Here is a 14,758-nt window from a genome sequence, read left to right on the forward strand (position 1 = left end):
TTCCCATGCCCCATGCCTATATCTGTGACGGCATTCGCACCCCGTTCGGCCGTTACGGCGGCGCGCTTTCCGGCGTGCGCGCCGACGATCTGGCGGCGCTGCCGCTCGCCGCGCTGATGCGGCGCCATCCGCTGGACTGGTCCTGCCTGGACGAGGTGATTCTGGGCTGCGCCAATCAGGCCGGCGAGGACAACCGCAATGTGGCGCGGATGGCGGCCTTGCTGGCCGGCCTGCCGCAGTCCGCGCCGGCGATCACGGTCAACCGCCTGTGCGCGTCCGGACTGGACGCGGTGGGTCTGGCCGCGCGGGCGATCGCCGCAGGCGAAGCCGAACTGGTGCTGGCCGGCGGCGTAGAGAGCATGTCGCGCGCGCCCTTCGTGCTGGGCAAGGCCGAGAGCCCGTTCGCGCGCAATGCGCGGGTAGAGGACAGCACCATAGGCTGGCGCTTCGTCAACCCGGCGTTTCAGCGTCAGTTCGGCATCGACTCCATGCCGGAAACCGCGGAAAACGTCGCGCGCCAGTTCAAGGTTTCCCGCGCCGATCAGGACGCCTTCGCGCTGCGCAGCCAGCAGCGTTACGCCGCGGCGCGCGAGCGCGGTTTCTTCGACGCGGAGATCCTGGCCTTGGAGCTGCCGCAGCGCAAGGGCGAGCCGCTGCGGGTGATCCGGGACGAACACCCGCGGCCGGCCACCACGCTGGCGGAGCTGGCGCGGCTCAAGGGCGTGGTGGCGGACGGCTCGGTCACCGCCGGCAACGCCTCCGGCGTCAACGACGGCGCGGCGGCGCTGTTGCTGGCCAGCGGCGCCGGGCTCAAGCGCCACGGCCTGCGTCCGCGGGCGCGGATTCTGGGCATGTGCTCGGTGGGGCTGGAGCCGCGCATCATGGGCATGGGGCCGGCGCCGGCGGCGGAAAAGCTGTTGCGGCGGCTGGGCCTGAGCGTGGCGGATATGGACGTGATCGAGCTGAACGAGGCATTCGCCTCGCAATCGCTGGCGGTGATGCGCCAACTGGGCCTGGCCGACGACGACGCCCGGGTCAACCCCAACGGCGGCGCGATCGCGCTGGGCCATCCGCTGGGAGCTTCCGGCGCCAGGCTGGCGCTGACCGCGCTGCGTCAGCTGGAGGCCAGCGGAGATAGGCTGGCGCTGTGCGCGATGTGCGTCGGCGTCGGCCAGGGCGTGGCCCTGGTGCTGGAGAGGGTGGAGGAGGCGTGATGGACGAACTGATCTTGCTGGATTATCCGGCCGATGGCGTGGCGCGGCTGCGCCTGAACCGCCCGCAGGCGCTCAATGCCTTGAATACGGCGCTGCGGCGGGAGTTGGCGCGGCGTTTCCAGGAGCTGGCCGCCGCGGCCGACGTCAGGGCGATTCTGCTGTGCGGCGACCATCGCGCTTTCGCCGCCGGCGCGGACCTGACCGAGATGGCCGACTGCGGCAGCATAGAGCTGATGCAGCGCCAGCTGCACAAGCTATGGCAGGCGATTGCCGACTGTCCCAAGCCGGTGATCGCGGCGGTGGCCGGCTATGCCTTGGGCGGCGGCTGCGAGCTGGCGATGCACGCCGACATCATCGTCGCCGCCGAATCCGCCCAGTTCGGCCAGCCGGAAGTCAAGGTGGGGGTGATGCCGGGCGCCGGCGGCACCCAGCGGCTGCTGCGGGCGGTGGGCAAGTTCCGCGCGATGAAGCTGCTGTTGACCGGCGAGCGCATCGGCGCGGCGGGGGCGCTGGCGATGGGCCTGGTCAGCGAGGTGACGGCGGACGAGGCGCTGGATACGCGCGCACTGGAGCTGGCGACGCAGATCGCCGCGCTGCCGCCGCTGGCGGTGGAGCAGATCAAGGAAGTGGTGCTGGCCGGCGCCGACGCGCCGTTGGCGACGGCGCTGATGCTGGAGCGCAAGGCGTATCAGCTCTTGTTCGCGTCGAGGGATCAGAAGGAGGGCATGCGGGCTTTCCTGGACAAGCGCGCGGCGGTGTTTCGGGGAGAATAGAAAAACCGGGCGACGATACCATCGCCGCCCGGTCCACTGGACTTGCTTAGACCCTGTTTACGATGCGGATCGTAAGCAGGTTCTCAATGCGCGCCGCTGTCGCCGCCAGCAGCGGTGAACGGCGGCTTGGCGAACCACACCAGGCCGATCAGCAGCACGAACAGCACGCCGGACAGCCAGAAAATCTCATTGGCCGCCATGATGTAGCCCTGCTTGGTGATTTGCAACGAGGTCAGCGCCGCCTGCTGTCCGGAGGACAGGCCGGCCATGTCCAGCAGCCGGAACCAGGCGTTGGACGCCTGATCGTAGAGGCTGACATGCTCGGTCAGGCGCGCGTGGTGCATCGCCTCGCGACGGTCCCACATCGTGGTGGTGATCGAGGTGCCGATGCTGCCGGCCAGAATCCGCAGGAAGTTGGACAGGCTGGACGCGCTGGCGATCTGGCTGGGATGCAGGCCGGACAGGGTGATCGTGGTCAGCGGCATGAAGAAGCAGGCCACGCCTATGCCCTGCACCACCTGCGGCCACACCACGTAGGCGAAGTCCATCTGCGGGTTGAAGGTGCTGCGCCAGAAGAAGCAGATCGCGTACACGCTGAAGCTCACCGTCACCACCCAGCGCATGTCCAGCCGCTGCGCGTACTTGCCGATGATGGGCGACAGCACCACCGGGATCAGCCCGATGGGGGCCGCGGCCAGGCCGGCCCAGGTGGCGGTGTAGCCCATCTGGGTCTGCAGCATCAGGGGCAGCAGCACCACGGTGCCGAAGTAGAGCATGAAGCCCAGGCTGATGGCGACGGTGCCGACGGTGAAGTTGCGCTGCTTGAACAGGCTCAGGTCGACGATGGGATGTTTCTCGCCCAGCTCCCAGATCACCAGATAGACCAGCGCCAGCACCGCGATCACCGCCAGGGTGATTACCTCGGTGGAGTTGAACCAGTCCAGCTCTTTGCCGCGGTCCAGCACCATTTGCAGCGAGCCTACGCCGATCACCAACAGAGCGAGGCCGATGCGGTCGATAGGCAGATCGACGGTTTCGGTTTCACGCGGCTTGAGGATGCGCCAGGAAATGAAGGCCGCCGCCAGTCCCACCGGCACGTTGATGAAGAAGATCCAGCCCCAGTGCCAGTTGTCGCTGATCACGCCGCCCAGAATCGGGCCGAACACCGGCGCGACGATCACTGTCATCGCCCATAGCGCCAGCGCCATGCCTTTCTTCTCCGGCGGGTAGCAGGACAAGAGCAGGCTCTGCGACAGCGGAATCATCGGGCCGGCCACCGCGCCTTGCAGCACGCGGAAGAAAATCAGCATTTCCAGGCTGCTGGACATGCCGCACAGCCAGGAGGTGAGCACGAAGAGCAGGGTGGAGGCGGTGAACAGCTTCACTTCGCCCAGGCGCTTGGCCAGCCAGCCGGTCAGCGGCACCGCGATGGCGTTGGCCACCCCGAAGGAGGTGATCACCCAGGTGCCCTGGCTGGTGGCCGCGCCGAGGTTGCCCGAGATGGTGGGCAAGGCCACGTTGGCGATGGTGGTGTCCAGCACTTGCATGAACACCGACATCGACAGCGCCAGCGTGATCCAGACCAGCTTGGAGCCGGTCAGTGGTGGATGATTCATGGTCCGGACCCCTTATTCGGCCTTGCCTTCACCCGCGTTGGCCGCCAGCAGCGTCCGCACCAGTTCGTCGGCCTGTTTCAGGTCCGGCAGCTGGCCGGAGACGTCCTGGTGGGCGACGAAGGGCTGGGCTTCGGCCACGGCCTTGCCGTCCGTGCTGGAGGTGTCCACCACGGCGTCCATGGACAGGCCGACGCGCAGCGGGTGCGATTGCAGGTCTTTCGGGTCCAGCTGGATGCGCACCGGCACACGTTGAACCACCTTGATCCAGTTGCCGGTGGCGTTCTGCGCCGGCAGCAGCGAGAAGGCGCTGCCGGTGCCGGCGGACAGGCCCACCACTTTGCCGTGGTAGACGATCTTGCCGCCGTAGAGATCGGACTTCAGTTCCACCGGCTGGCCGATGCGGATCTTGGCCAGCTGGCCTTCCTTGAAGTTGGCGTCCACCCACAGGTTTTGCAGCGGGATCACCGACATCAGTGGGGTGCCGGCGGCCAGGCGTTGGCCAACCTGCACATTGCGGCGGGCGACGGCGCCGTCCAGCGGGGCCTTGATCTCGGTGCGCTGCAGCGCGAGCCAGGCTTCCTTCAGCCGGCTGGCGGCGGCCTTGACCGCAGGCTGCTGCGCCAGCGCGTCCTTGCCCAGCAGCGCGGCGCTGGCTTTTTGCTGTTCGCGCGCGGCGTCTAGCGCGGCCTTGGCGGCGGCGACGGCGTCGTTGGCGTGGCCCAGTTCTTCCGCCGACAGCGCGTCGGTGCCGGCCAACTGTTTGCGGCGTTTCAGGTCGGCGTCGGCGCGGGCCAGCTCGGTTTCGCGCAGGGTGACCTGGGCCGCCAGCTGCTGGGTGTTGCTCATCAATTGGCGGGTCTGACGCACGGCTTGGGCGAACTCATTGCGGGCGCGGTCGAAGTTCAGCTGCGCGTCGTTCTTGTCCAGGCTGACCAGCAATTGGCCGGCCTTGACGTGCTGGGTGTCGTCCACCAGCACCTTGGCGACGGTGCCGCCCACTTCCGGGGTGACTTGCACCAGGTGGCCACTGACATAGGCGTCGTCGGTGCTTTCCTGATGGCTGAGCACCAGCGCCCAGTAGGCACCGTAGCCGATGGCGATGGCGGCGAACAGGGTGGTGGCGACGATCAGATTGCGTTTGCGCCCTTGCGCGGTTTTGGTTTTCTTGTCCATGGATGCGTTCTCAGTGGGTGGCGGGCGCAGCGTTGAAGCCGCCGCCCAATGCGGTGTTCAGGGAGACCCAAGCCAGTTTGCGGCCGGCTTCGGCGTCGATGCGCGCCGACTGTTGCGCCAGCGCGCTGTCCTGGGCGTCCAGCAGGTTCAGCTTGTTGATGATGCCGGCCTTGAAGCGGGCGGCGGCGGAGTCGGCGGCGCGGCCGCTGCTGTCCTGCGCCTGGCGCGCCTGTTCCAGTTGCTTGCCGCTTTGCTGCCAGCCGCTGACGGCGTCGGCGGCGTCGCGCATCGCGTCCAACACGGTCTGGTTGTAGCTGTGCACGGCCAGGTCGTAGCCGGCCTTTTGTTTGCCCAGATTGGCCTGGATCGCGCCGGAGTGGAAAATGGGCAGGCTGATCGCCGGCATGAAGCCCCAGAAGGTGGAGTTGCCGTTCATCAGCTTGTTCAGTTCCAGCGAGGTTTGGCCGGCGAAGGCGGTCAGCTTGATATTGGGGTAGAACTCGGCGCGCGCGGCTTTGACCGCGCCGGCCATGGCTTCCACCCGCGCGCGTTGGGCGGCGATGTCCGGGCGTTTGCCCAGCAGTTCCGCGTGCAGGCTGTCCGCGTCCAGCGGCGGCAGCGCCGCGCTCTTGGCGGCTTGCAGCGCGTTCAAGGCGTCCGGTCCCTGGCCGGTCAGCGCCGCCAGCGCATGGCGGGCGCGGTCGCTGTCCTGGGCCAAGGCGCTTTGTTGTTGGCGCAGGCGGTGCAGCGAGACTTCGTTGCCGCGCTGGTTGTCGCCCGGCAGCAGGCCGGCGTTGATGCGGGCTTGAGTCAGCGTTTGACGGCTCTCCGCCAGCTGGATGCGCTTGGCCAGCACCGCGCTTTGCGCCTGTAGCCGCTGCAACTGGGTGTATTGGGCGATGACGGCCTGAGTCAGCGTCAGCCGGGTCTGAGCACCTTCGAAGGCGATGGCTTGCTGTTGGCCGACGGCTTCGTCGATCTGGCCGCGGTGCTTGCCCCAGAAGTCGAACTCCCAGCTGCCCATCAGCATGGCGGTGTAGGCGTTGACGTAGTCGCGCGAGATCGGCGCCGGAAACTCGTAGTTCAGCTGGGTCATATTGGCGCTGAAATCGAGTTTGGGGCCGCTATTGCCTTCGACGATGCCGACGGCGGCGCGCGCCTGGCGCAGCCGGGCTTCAGCCAGCTTCAAGGACGGCGCTTCTTGCAGGGCGCGCGCCACCAACTGGTTCAGCGTCGCGTCGTTCAGCTGGGTCCACCAGTCGCTGGCGATCTGCCCGTCCTGGCCGTCGCTCAGCCGCAATTGCCCGGCATCGAGCTGCGTGGCCGGCGCGCTGTCCGGGCCGAAGCTCGCGCAGCCGCCCAACAGGGCGCTGAGCAGCAGGGCGCTGACGCCGTGCTGCCATTGAGTCTTTTTCACCTTGTGGGACTCCCCGTGTTCACTTGCTGTATTAGCAATTGATGAAGTGATTGATGATGTGATAGTCACGCAAGTTATTATAAGGACGAAAAAAAGCCGGTTCCCCAGCTTCAGCCGCCCAGGCTGCAGAGCAGTTTGCGCAATAAGCGTTCGAACTCCTGCTTTTCCACGGCGTCGAAATCCGACCACAGCTCCCGGTGACATTCGCGGGAGACGGGCAACAGCGATTCGACGAGTTGCACGCCCCCCGGCGTCAACTCCAGCAGGATCTTGCGTCGGTCTTCCGCGCTGGGCGAGCGGGCCGCCCAGCCGTTTTTGACCAGTTCGTCGGCGATGCGCGTGGCGTTGGTGCGCGATGAATCCAGCGTGTCGCTGATTTCAGACGGGTAGAGCGCCTGTTGCGGACAGGCGTACAGCGCCAGCAGGGCCATCCACACCGTCTCGTTGAGGCCGTGATGCTTCAGCTTGTCGCACAGGTGGGCGGACAGCCGCGGCAGGATGTGGTACAGCAAGCGCGCCAGAATGACTTCCTGGCGCGGCACGCCGGGAAAACGCGCTTCGATCCGGTTGACGGCCTGCTCAAGCGTTTGAAATGACTTGGTTGGATTCATAGCCGTTATTTTAGTAACGGAAGTTACTATTCCGCAAGTGATAATTTTGAAGGCAATGGGCTGGGCAGGGGCGGCCGCATGCAAAAACGCCCAAGGCCAAAGCCCTGGGCGCTGATGGGTGATGCCGGCTAAGGCTAGCCCAGCAGCTGCAGCACCCGCTCCGGCGGACGTCCCACCACGGCGCGATCGCCGCAAACGGCGATAGGACGTTCAATCAGCTTGGGATTGTCTATCATGGCGGTAATCAGGTGTCTGGGTTCCAGCGTGATGTCGTCCAGATAGAGCTCTGCGTACTCCTCCTCTTTCTGGCGGATCAGATCGCGCGGTTCCATATTCAGCAGCGTCAACAGGCGCTCCAGCTCTTCATAGCTGGGCGGGTGCTTCAAATACTCGACGATTTCGATTTCCGCGCCGGCGTTCTCCAGCAGGCTCAGCGCCTCCCTGGATTTGGAACAGCGCGGGTTGTGGTACAGGCGAATCATGCTGGTCTCTCCTTGTTATGGCCGGCGTGGAGTGGATTGATCGTGGCACGAAATTGAAGCCGGCGCCAGCGGCGCGCGCCTGAGCGTAGCGATATCCGGCTATGACGTTTTATTTACATCAGTCCGGTTTGGCAAGTTCCGGCCCAACCGTTACCATGCATTGACTCTCATTGTTATTTATCCGCCATGCATCCCACCACACGCAGCCACTTCGGGCTGGCAATCCTGTTGGCGGCCCTGTCCACGCTGGGGCCGTTTTCGATCGACACCTTCTTGCCGGCGATGAGCGCGATCGGGCAAAGCCTGGCGGTCTCGCCCTTGCAGATGCAGCAGGCGTTGACGGTATATCTTTTGTCTTACGCGGTGATGATGTTGTGGCACGGTTCCATCTCGGACGCGGTGGGCCGCCGTCCGGTGGTGCTGGTCACCACCTTGCTGTTCAGCCTGGCGTCGATAGGCTGCGCGCTGTCGGACAGCCTGGGGCAATTGCTGTTGTTCCGCGCGCTGCAGGGCTTTTGCGGCGGCGCCGGCCTGGTGGTGGGGCGGGCCATCATCCGCGACAAGCTGGACGGCGCCGACGCTCAGCGGCTGATGTCGCAGGTGACCATGCTGTTCTCGCTGTCGCCGGCGATTGCGCCGGTGGTGGGCGGCTGGCTGTTCGGCGCCTTCGGCTGGCATTCCATCTTCGTCTTCATGGCGCTGATCGGCCTGGCGCTGTTCCTGATGAGCTGGTTCGCCTTGCCGGAAACCCATCACGAGTCCGCGCGCCAGCCCTTGAAGGTTAAATACCTGTTGGCCAATTACTGGCAGGTGGGGCGCAAGCGCGAGTTCCAGTTGCTGACCGCGGCGGTGTCCTTCAATTTTGCCGGCTTCTTCCTTTACATACCGTCGGCGCCGGTCTTCCTGATGCAGCATCTGCACCTGGGGCCGGAACAGTTTCTATGGATGTTCGGCCCGGCCGTGTCCGGCATCATGCTGGGCGCCTATCTGTCCGGCAAGATGGCCGGACGGGTGGCGCAGAAGGACATCGTGTCGCGCGGCTATGTGGTGATGTTCGTCGCCGCGGGCTGGAATCTGCTGTACAACCTGCTGGCGCCGGAGGCCGCGATGCCGTGGGCGGTATTGCCGTTGGCGTTGTACACCACCGGCATGTCGATCGCCGCGCCGTCCATCACCCTAAACCTGATGGACCAGTTCCCATCGCTGCGCGGCACCGCTTCCTCGCTGCAGGGCTTCTTCCAGACGATGATGTCCAGCGTGGTGGCCGGCCTGATCGCGCCGCTGGTCTGGTCCAGCCCGTTGAGCTTGGCGGCCAGCATGATGGTGATGCTGGTCCTGGGCTTCGTGTTCCGGATGGGGTATAGGCGGCGGGTGACGCGCTAGCGCTCTTTCAGCGCCCAGTTCAACTCATGCAATCGGCCGGACTGTTGCGCGATCTGGAAACGTTCGCGCAGCAGGGCCAGCGCGATGCCGAGCACCAAGCCGCTGAATAGTCCTGCGGCGGTGATCAAAGAACGGACGGGCTTGCTCTTGAGCTCGGGTATTGCCGCGCTGTCCAGTATCTGGATTTGGGACGAATCCTTGGCTTCATCGATTCTGGCCAGTTCATATTGTTTGGCCAGCAGCTCGAAAATCGTCTCTTGGTACTTTACCTCGCGCAGCCGTCTCAGGTATTCCAAGCCGGATTGTGGCATTTTGCCGGTGGGCACCATCACGTCGCCGGCGATTTCAGCGCCGTTTTCCAGTTTGGCCAATTGCGTTTTCAAACCGGCCAGTTCTTGCCGGCTGCGTTGATAGAGCGGGTTCTGTTCGGTGGCGTAGCTGCGCAGGGACTCTAATTGCACTTCCTTGGCGGCAATGCTGGCTTTTAGTTGGGTAACGGTGTTCATAATGGCCTGAACCTGGCCATCCGGCTGAATCATGCCGGTGCGCTCCTGGGTCTGGCGCAGCGCGGTTTCCGCGGCGGTCAATTGCTCCTTAGTCTGCTTTAGCTGGGTCTCGAAAAACAGCCGGCGTTTGGCTGCGTCGGTGACCGCTAGGGATTGATTGAGCCGGATCAATTGGGTGATATAGCCGTTGGCCAGAGCAGCGGCGAATTGGGGGTCCTTGTCTTCCACGTTGATGCTGATCAAGCCGTCCTTGCCGCTGTTGAAGGTGCTGGCGCTTTGCAATGCCTTTCTGGTTTCGTCCATCGTTTCCGTGGCGTAGCGCTGTTTCAATTTGAACTGTTGAATTAAATTGTCCGCTACCGTGCGGCTTTGCAACAGGCCGATATAGAGTTCGCCCGGGTTTTTCAGGCCGGCAATGCCACCGGCCGCGCCGGCCAGTCCACCCAGTTGGCCCAGCAGCAAATTCATGCTCGAACTTTGTTGCTGGGGCGGCAGGATCTTGGCTGTGGAGGTATATAGCGGCGGCAGCGTCAGGCTCAGGATCAAGGCGCTGCAGCCCAGCGCGATAACGCTGCCTATGACCCAGCGCCGGTGTTTCAGCAAGGTTTTCAGCACGGCGATGAGATCGATATCATCGGAAGGTACGGTTTGAGCTTCTGCCCTGTCGTGTGTGGACATGTCTGAATCCCGAGTTAAGTGATGGAGCTTCGCCTTATTTCAAGACTTTCAAGCCGGCGGCGCCCAGCCCGAACTGATAGAGAATTGAGGTCCATTCCTTCAGCGACTGGGTCCAGCTGCTGACAACGAGCTCGTCGGGAACGACGATGGTGTCGCCCGGATTGATGCGTTTGCCGCCCAGGCTGTTGAACCAGCCCGCATTATTATTGCTGGCCACGGTGCCATCGGCGCGGATCACGTAGGTCGCGGACTTGTCGCCGGTCTGGCTGATGCCGCCGGCCAGGTCCAGATAGTCTTTCACCGAGCGTTGCGGCCTGTAGATGAAGGCATTGCTCTGGTAAACCGAGCCCAGGACATTGACGGTGCCGGGCCGGCGCGGGATGGTGATGGAGTCGCCGTTTTGCAGGGGCAGATCGGGCAGGTCCTTGACTTGGGCACCGCTGCCGCTCAGCTCCAGCACGACGCGCCCTTCCGCTTTGATGGCGCGCATTTTTTCCGCCAGTTTGCGCTGACGCTCGACTTCCGCGGTAATGGCTGCGACATTGTCTTTATCGGTCTGTTTGGACAGGCGCGCGGCGGAGGCTTGCTCCAGTTCCTTTTCAAAGCGATTGGCCACCTCATCCAGTTTGGCCTGCTGTTCTTTCTTGATGTTCTCGCGCTGTAAATTGGTGGCGAAGACATAGCCGTTTTCCGTGGAGCCACCCAGGCGCATGACCAGATCGCGCAGGGTCTCGCCTTTTTGCAGCAGGAAGGTGCCGGTTTGCCTCACTTCTCCGCTGACTCGGACGTATTCGGCGTCTTGCTGAATGTTCACCGGCAGCGCATTGGGTGCGAACACCCGGAAAATATCGCTGGCCGCCAGCTTGAGTTGTCTTAGGGCGACGTTATCAAGGCCGCTTTTCCCATTGGGCGTCTGCCATTGCGGTTCGAAGCGATTGTCTACGCTTTTCTCCAATTGCCAAGCCTTGCCTTCCGCCGCCGATTCCAGGCCGCCGGCCCAATGCAAAAGGTCTGCGACGCTGTCGCCGTCGGCAAACTCATAGATGGCGGGGTGTTTGACGTCGCCCTGCAGGGCGACCCGCTTGCCCGTCGGTCGGATTTGAATCACGTCGCCGTCGCGCAGGGTCAGATCGCTAGACTTGTCCCCATCTACCAGAATCTTGTAAAGATCGAGCTGACCGACAGCCTTGCCGTCGCGCATCAATTGGATATGACGCATCGATCCATTGTCGTTGGGGCCGCCGGCGGCAAACAGCGCGTTCAGCAAGGTGCTCATCCCGCCCAGGGTATAGCTGCCGGGCGCGCGCGCATTGCCGACGACGTATACCTGCACGGCGCGGGTTTGCAGCAGGCTGGCGCTCAGATCGAAGTTGTGGAATACGCGTGAGACGCTTTTTTTCAGCGTGTCTTGCAAATCCCTGAATTTCACGCCGGCCACCGCGATGGCGCCGACTCTGGGCAGATAGACTGTGCCGTTGCGTTCCACGGTCAGGGTTAGGTCGATATCGACCATGCCCCAGCCCTTGACCTGGATCTGATCGCCAGCGCCGATCACATAGTCCGGATTGACCTGGGCGGCGCCGCTGGGGGCAAAGGTCGACGGAGGGCTGTCGAACAGGTCCGCGCCAAAGACCGGCAGGATGTTGCCGGTGGCGACTTTCACGTATTCGACGAAGGGTGGCAGTTTCTCTTCTTGCTGCCCATTTTGCAGCGGGTCGCGTTTGTCTTGTTTTGTGCTGGAGGAAGGAGACAATCTGCGTTGCTGCTGCCATTGCGGTTGCGGCGTTTGGGGCGGCCACGCTTGCGGTTGGGCAAGCGGGGCCTGATTGTTGATGCTGGGTTGACCGTACATCATGGGGTCCGGCTCATAGCTGGGCATCATGGTGCTGGAGAAATTGCCGGCGGCGTTTGCGGCCGCGTAGACGGGACTGGCGACGCACAGGGCGATAAGCAGCGGGATCATCTGGCGGCGGAGGCTTGGATAAGCAGTCATGGTCGCGAGCGGATGGGTCATGGGAGGTCGTCTCAATCCAGTGATTTCGAAACTTGGATGCCGGCCTGCTTGGGGCCCAGCATCAGCGAGGTGCGGTAACGGGACTCGTCCCGCTGGGCATGCCAGAGCCAGGAGCCGGAGGCGTAGCCGAGCAGGCTGCCGGCGGCGATGTCGGACAACCAGTGATCCTTGCCGGCGACGCGGCCGAGCGCGCCGACGGCGGCCAGACCATACAGCCAGGGCTGGTCGTACTCCTTGGCAAACGGCGTCAGCGCGCCGAACAGCACTGCGGCGTGATTGGAGGTGAAGCTGCTTTGGAAGCGGGAGCTGCCCGCCGGCTGCTGTTGCCAAGGGTTATCGCTGGCGTTTGGCCGTGCTCGGTTGCCCAAGCCTTTCAGCGCGATGCTGCCGGCGGCGGACAGCGCCGAGGATTCCAGCGCGATCAAGCCGGTGTTGCTCAGCCTGTCGTCGCCCAGCGCGAAAGCGCCGCCCGCCAGACCTAGTGCGGCAACAGGGAGGGTCTTGCCAATTTGCTTCCAGCCCTTGAGCAGGCGGTTGTCCTGATGCCGGCCCACCGCCTGGTTCACCGGCTTGTCCAGGGCTATCGCCGCCAGGGTCATGCCGGCGGCAATGGCCACGGCGCCTGGCTTGTCCTCCGTGGATGCGAATTGCTTGGAGGAGTCGCTCAGCCGCAGCCGCACCGATGGCCAGGGATGGAAAGACGGAGCGGGCGGGTTGACTTGAGGCAGGTCTTGCTCATCCGGCTGTTCGGCGAAATTGCCTAGGCCGTCGTAGGCGTTCACATCGCTGCGCGGGTCGTTGAGCTGGTCGTAGAGGTCTCCGGGCGACAACACCATTTGGCCGACATCTCGCGTCCATGGGGACAGGGCGAAATTGCCCACCGCCTGGGTGTCCAGCGTCAACATGCTGTTCAGCGGGATGGAAATGAACAGACCCTTGTCCTTATAGGGCGAGCTGGGCGTGCCGGGCGAGGTGATGTCGTTGCCGTTGGTGCTGGTGTACCAGGCGCCGATCTCGATGCCGGAACGAAAGCGGCGTTTCAGCTCCAGACGGGCGCCGCTGTCTTTGGCGAGAAAGCGGCCCGCCCGCACCGTGGCGGTGACGTTCATCGGCAATTTATAGTGCAGCGAGGCCAGCGCGGTGACGGTCTGGTAATCGCGCTTGCCGAGCCAGCCCTTGAAGTCGCGCTGTTGCAAGGCGTCCACGGCGAGGTCTATCGCCCAGTGGCGGGTTTCGGGGTAATAGATGATCTGGCCGCCGGCGCCGCGGAACATTTCCTCGTAAATGCCGGCGGAGGCGCGGGCATAGGTATTCGGCCCCAGGGTCAGATACTGGTTCAGCAGCAGGCGGTCCAGCTTGGGAGAATTGGTTTTCTTGTATTCGGCCACGTCGGAGCGGACATGAGGCAGCAGGCTGTTGGACGTCTGTTTGACACCGGAGACCGTGTTGTAGAGATTGGCGCTGAGCGCGCTATTCAGAAACAAGCCGGTTCCCACTCGCCGCGTATAGGTGGCGGCGGCGGCGATTTCATAGCGGAAGGCGCCGCTGGGGTCATTGAAGTAAACCCCGGTCTTGGGCACCAGCCGGAAGCGATTGGCCTCGTTGTCCTCGGCGTTAAGCTGGACAATGTCGCCGTCCTTGCCCGCCAAAATCTCCAGGTTGACGCTGTCTTTGATGCTGGCGCTAAGCTGCTGCGCGTCGACTTCCTCCAACTCCAAATTCTTGCCCGGCGTGATGCTGACGCTTTCCAGAAAGCGTTGGCGATCGATCTTGCCCAGCAGGTAGTCGTTCAAGGTGGGTAGCTTGAAAAAGCTATAGGTCGCGATCGGCTGTTCCAGCTTGGTGTAGACCACGCGGATGCTGCGCGTTTCAATCGGGGTAAAGTACAGCGCGGTGCGAACCGCGCGGCCCACCGCGCGGCCCACATTGGAAATTCGGCTATTGCTTAGTTCCAGCACGAACTCGTCGCCACGCATGCTGATGCGGATGTTTTTGAAATCCTGTTTGCTCAGCGCGCTGACCAGGCCGTGGCCATAGGCGCTATCGGCATGCCATTGTCGCAAGGTGGGACGGAGCGGTACTTCGGGGCCGCCGCTGAAATAAGCGGGCTCGCTGATTTTGGGAACGAATTCGCGCTCATTCAAGGGGATTTCGATAGAGGCGTTCAGGCTGGCATGGTTTTTTTGCTTGGCCAATTGCAGGCCCAGCCAGCCCCATCGATATTCAAGGCCGGCCGCAGGCCCTTTTTCTCTTTGCGCGGCGGAAGTGTCTTTGGCGCGGAAATCCGATGTGTAGTGATTGGCGTCGTATTCCGCGACCAGCGACCAGCGGGGGAAGCGTTCCGGCGTCCAGCGCAGGCCGCCGAAAGGGCCCTCGATCCGGCCGGAGCCGACGCCCGCGGAAACTTCCAGATTCGGCCGGAGCTGTTTGCTGGCCACCAGATAATTGCCGCGCCACAGGGCGGTGCCGAAAATATCCGTTCGGCCATAGGAGAGCGCGGGCCAAAAGTCGGACTCTTCGAGCAGACGCCATTTGGTGTCGATGGCTTTGTCTTTATAACTGCCGTAGCCGCCGCCGTATTGCTGATCGTCAAAGCCGGCAATGCCGGAAATAGAGATATAACGCCCCGAAATCTGCAGAAAGGGAAGCGCCGTCGCCGAGACCCACAAGGTGTTGTATGGCTTGTCGAAGCTGAATCCAAAGCTTAAGGAGCCATCGCGGCCAGGATCCGCCGATGGCATATTGATGTAGCCGGATTGGCCATTGAGCGACGGTTGCGCGTAAACCGGCAACAGCAGGCCGCAACTACCCCCGAAAACGATCCCTTTTATCAGAATGCCACGCATGGATTGCTTTATTTAGAGTTATTGATTTGGTCTTGCAAACAACAA

General features: G+C 63.5%; 11 protein-coding genes. 3 read left to right on the top strand and 8 right to left on the bottom strand.

Features of this window, described 5'->3' with window-relative positions:
* Positions 1–5 precede the first annotated feature (5 nt).
* Complete coding sequence (pcaF, locus tag NK214_RS08070) at positions 6–1,214, top strand: 3-oxoadipyl-CoA thiolase (RefSeq protein ID WP_253314179.1); 1,209 nt, start codon at positions 6–8, stop codon at positions 1,212–1,214.
* The gene (locus NK214_RS08075; RefSeq protein ID WP_253314180.1) at positions 1,214–1,987 is read left to right on the top strand and encodes an enoyl-CoA hydratase-related protein; all 774 of its coding nucleotides are present in this window, start codon (positions 1,214–1,216) and stop codon (positions 1,985–1,987) included. The genes pcaF and NK214_RS08075 overlap by 1 nt, the downstream gene beginning before the upstream one ends.
* Positions 1,988–2,070: 83 nt before the next feature.
* Here NK214_RS08075 and NK214_RS08080 read toward each other — a convergent pair whose 3' ends face one another.
* From NK214_RS08080 to arsC, 5 genes are all read right to left on the bottom strand, one after another.
* Entirely contained in the window at positions 2,071–3,603 is a 1,533-nt protein-coding gene (locus tag NK214_RS08080; protein WP_253314181.1) for a DHA2 family efflux MFS transporter permease subunit, read from the bottom strand.
* 12 nt (positions 3,604–3,615) lie between these two features.
* On the bottom strand, positions 3,616–4,776 hold the full coding sequence (locus NK214_RS08085) for an EmrA/EmrK family multidrug efflux transporter periplasmic adaptor subunit (protein WP_107800764.1): 1,161 nt from the start codon (positions 4,774–4,776) through the stop codon (positions 3,616–3,618).
* 10 nt (positions 4,777–4,786) lie between these two features.
* Positions 4,787–6,193 carry an efflux transporter outer membrane subunit gene (locus NK214_RS08090; protein ID WP_253314182.1) on the bottom strand — a complete coding sequence of 469 codons (1,407 nt, stop codon included), beginning with the start codon at positions 6,191–6,193 and terminating at the stop codon, positions 4,787–4,789.
* 110 nt (positions 6,194–6,303) lie between these two features.
* Entirely contained in the window at positions 6,304–6,804 is a 501-nt protein-coding gene (locus NK214_RS08095; protein ID WP_253314183.1) for a MarR family transcriptional regulator, read from the bottom strand.
* Between the two features lie 134 nt (positions 6,805–6,938).
* On the bottom strand, positions 6,939–7,286 hold the full coding sequence (arsC, locus tag NK214_RS08100; RefSeq protein ID WP_227105311.1) for an arsenate reductase (glutaredoxin): 348 nt from the start codon (positions 7,284–7,286) through the stop codon (positions 6,939–6,941).
* Between the two features lie 186 nt (positions 7,287–7,472).
* On the opposite strand from arsC, the gene NK214_RS08105 reads away from it, so the two are divergent.
* Entirely contained in the window at positions 7,473–8,669 is a 1,197-nt protein-coding gene (locus NK214_RS08105) for a multidrug effflux MFS transporter (RefSeq protein ID WP_253314184.1), read from the top strand.
* Here the strand turns inward: NK214_RS08105 and NK214_RS08110 are convergent.
* The 3 genes from NK214_RS08110 to NK214_RS08120 form a co-directional block, all read right to left on the bottom strand.
* Positions 8,666–9,853, bottom strand: a complete 1,188-nt coding sequence (locus NK214_RS08110) for a Wzz/FepE/Etk N-terminal domain-containing protein (RefSeq protein ID WP_253314185.1) — start codon at positions 9,851–9,853, stop codon at positions 8,666–8,668. The two genes, NK214_RS08105 and NK214_RS08110, sit on opposite strands and share 4 nt — an antisense overlap.
* Positions 9,854–9,887: 34 nt before the next feature.
* Positions 9,888–11,816, bottom strand: a complete 1,929-nt coding sequence (locus tag NK214_RS08115; RefSeq protein ID WP_253314186.1) for an SLBB domain-containing protein — start codon at positions 11,814–11,816, stop codon at positions 9,888–9,890.
* Between the two features lie 62 nt (positions 11,817–11,878).
* Positions 11,879–14,713 (bottom strand): YjbH domain-containing protein, encoded by a 2,835-nt coding sequence (locus tag NK214_RS08120; protein ID WP_256477393.1) that lies wholly within the window; start codon positions 14,711–14,713, stop codon positions 11,879–11,881.
* Positions 14,714–14,758 lie beyond the last annotated feature (45 nt).

The organism is Chromobacterium sp. S0633 (genome assembly GCF_024158805.1).
GTDB lineage: Bacteria > Pseudomonadota > Gammaproteobacteria > Burkholderiales > Chromobacteriaceae > Chromobacterium.

Coding starts and splice junctions, on each gene's coding strand:
- arsC (WP_227105311.1), bottom strand. CDS start 7,286: ATGATTCGCCTGTACCACAACCCGCGCTGTTCCAAATCCAGGGAGGCG.
- NK214_RS08075 (WP_253314180.1), top strand. CDS start 1,214: ATGGACGAACTGATCTTGCTGGATTATCCGGCCGATGGCGTGGCGCGG.
- pcaF (WP_253314179.1), top strand. CDS start 6: ATGCCCCATGCCTATATCTGTGACGGCATTCGCACCCCGTTCGGCCGT.
- NK214_RS08120 (WP_256477393.1), bottom strand. CDS start 14,713: ATGCGTGGCATTCTGATAAAAGGGATCGTTTTCGGGGGTAGTTGCGGC.
- NK214_RS08110 (WP_253314185.1), bottom strand. CDS start 9,853: ATGTCCACACACGACAGGGCAGAAGCTCAAACCGTACCTTCCGATGAT.
- NK214_RS08115 (WP_253314186.1), bottom strand. CDS start 11,816: ATGATCCCGCTGCTTATCGCCCTGTGCGTCGCCAGTCCCGTCTACGCG.
- NK214_RS08085 (WP_107800764.1), bottom strand. CDS start 4,776: ATGGACAAGAAAACCAAAACCGCGCAAGGGCGCAAACGCAATCTGATC.
- NK214_RS08080 (WP_253314181.1), bottom strand. CDS start 3,603: ATGAATCATCCACCACTGACCGGCTCCAAGCTGGTCTGGATCACGCTG.
- NK214_RS08095 (WP_253314183.1), bottom strand. CDS start 6,804: ATGAATCCAACCAAGTCATTTCAAACGCTTGAGCAGGCCGTCAACCGG.
- NK214_RS08105 (WP_253314184.1), top strand. CDS start 7,473: ATGCATCCCACCACACGCAGCCACTTCGGGCTGGCAATCCTGTTGGCG.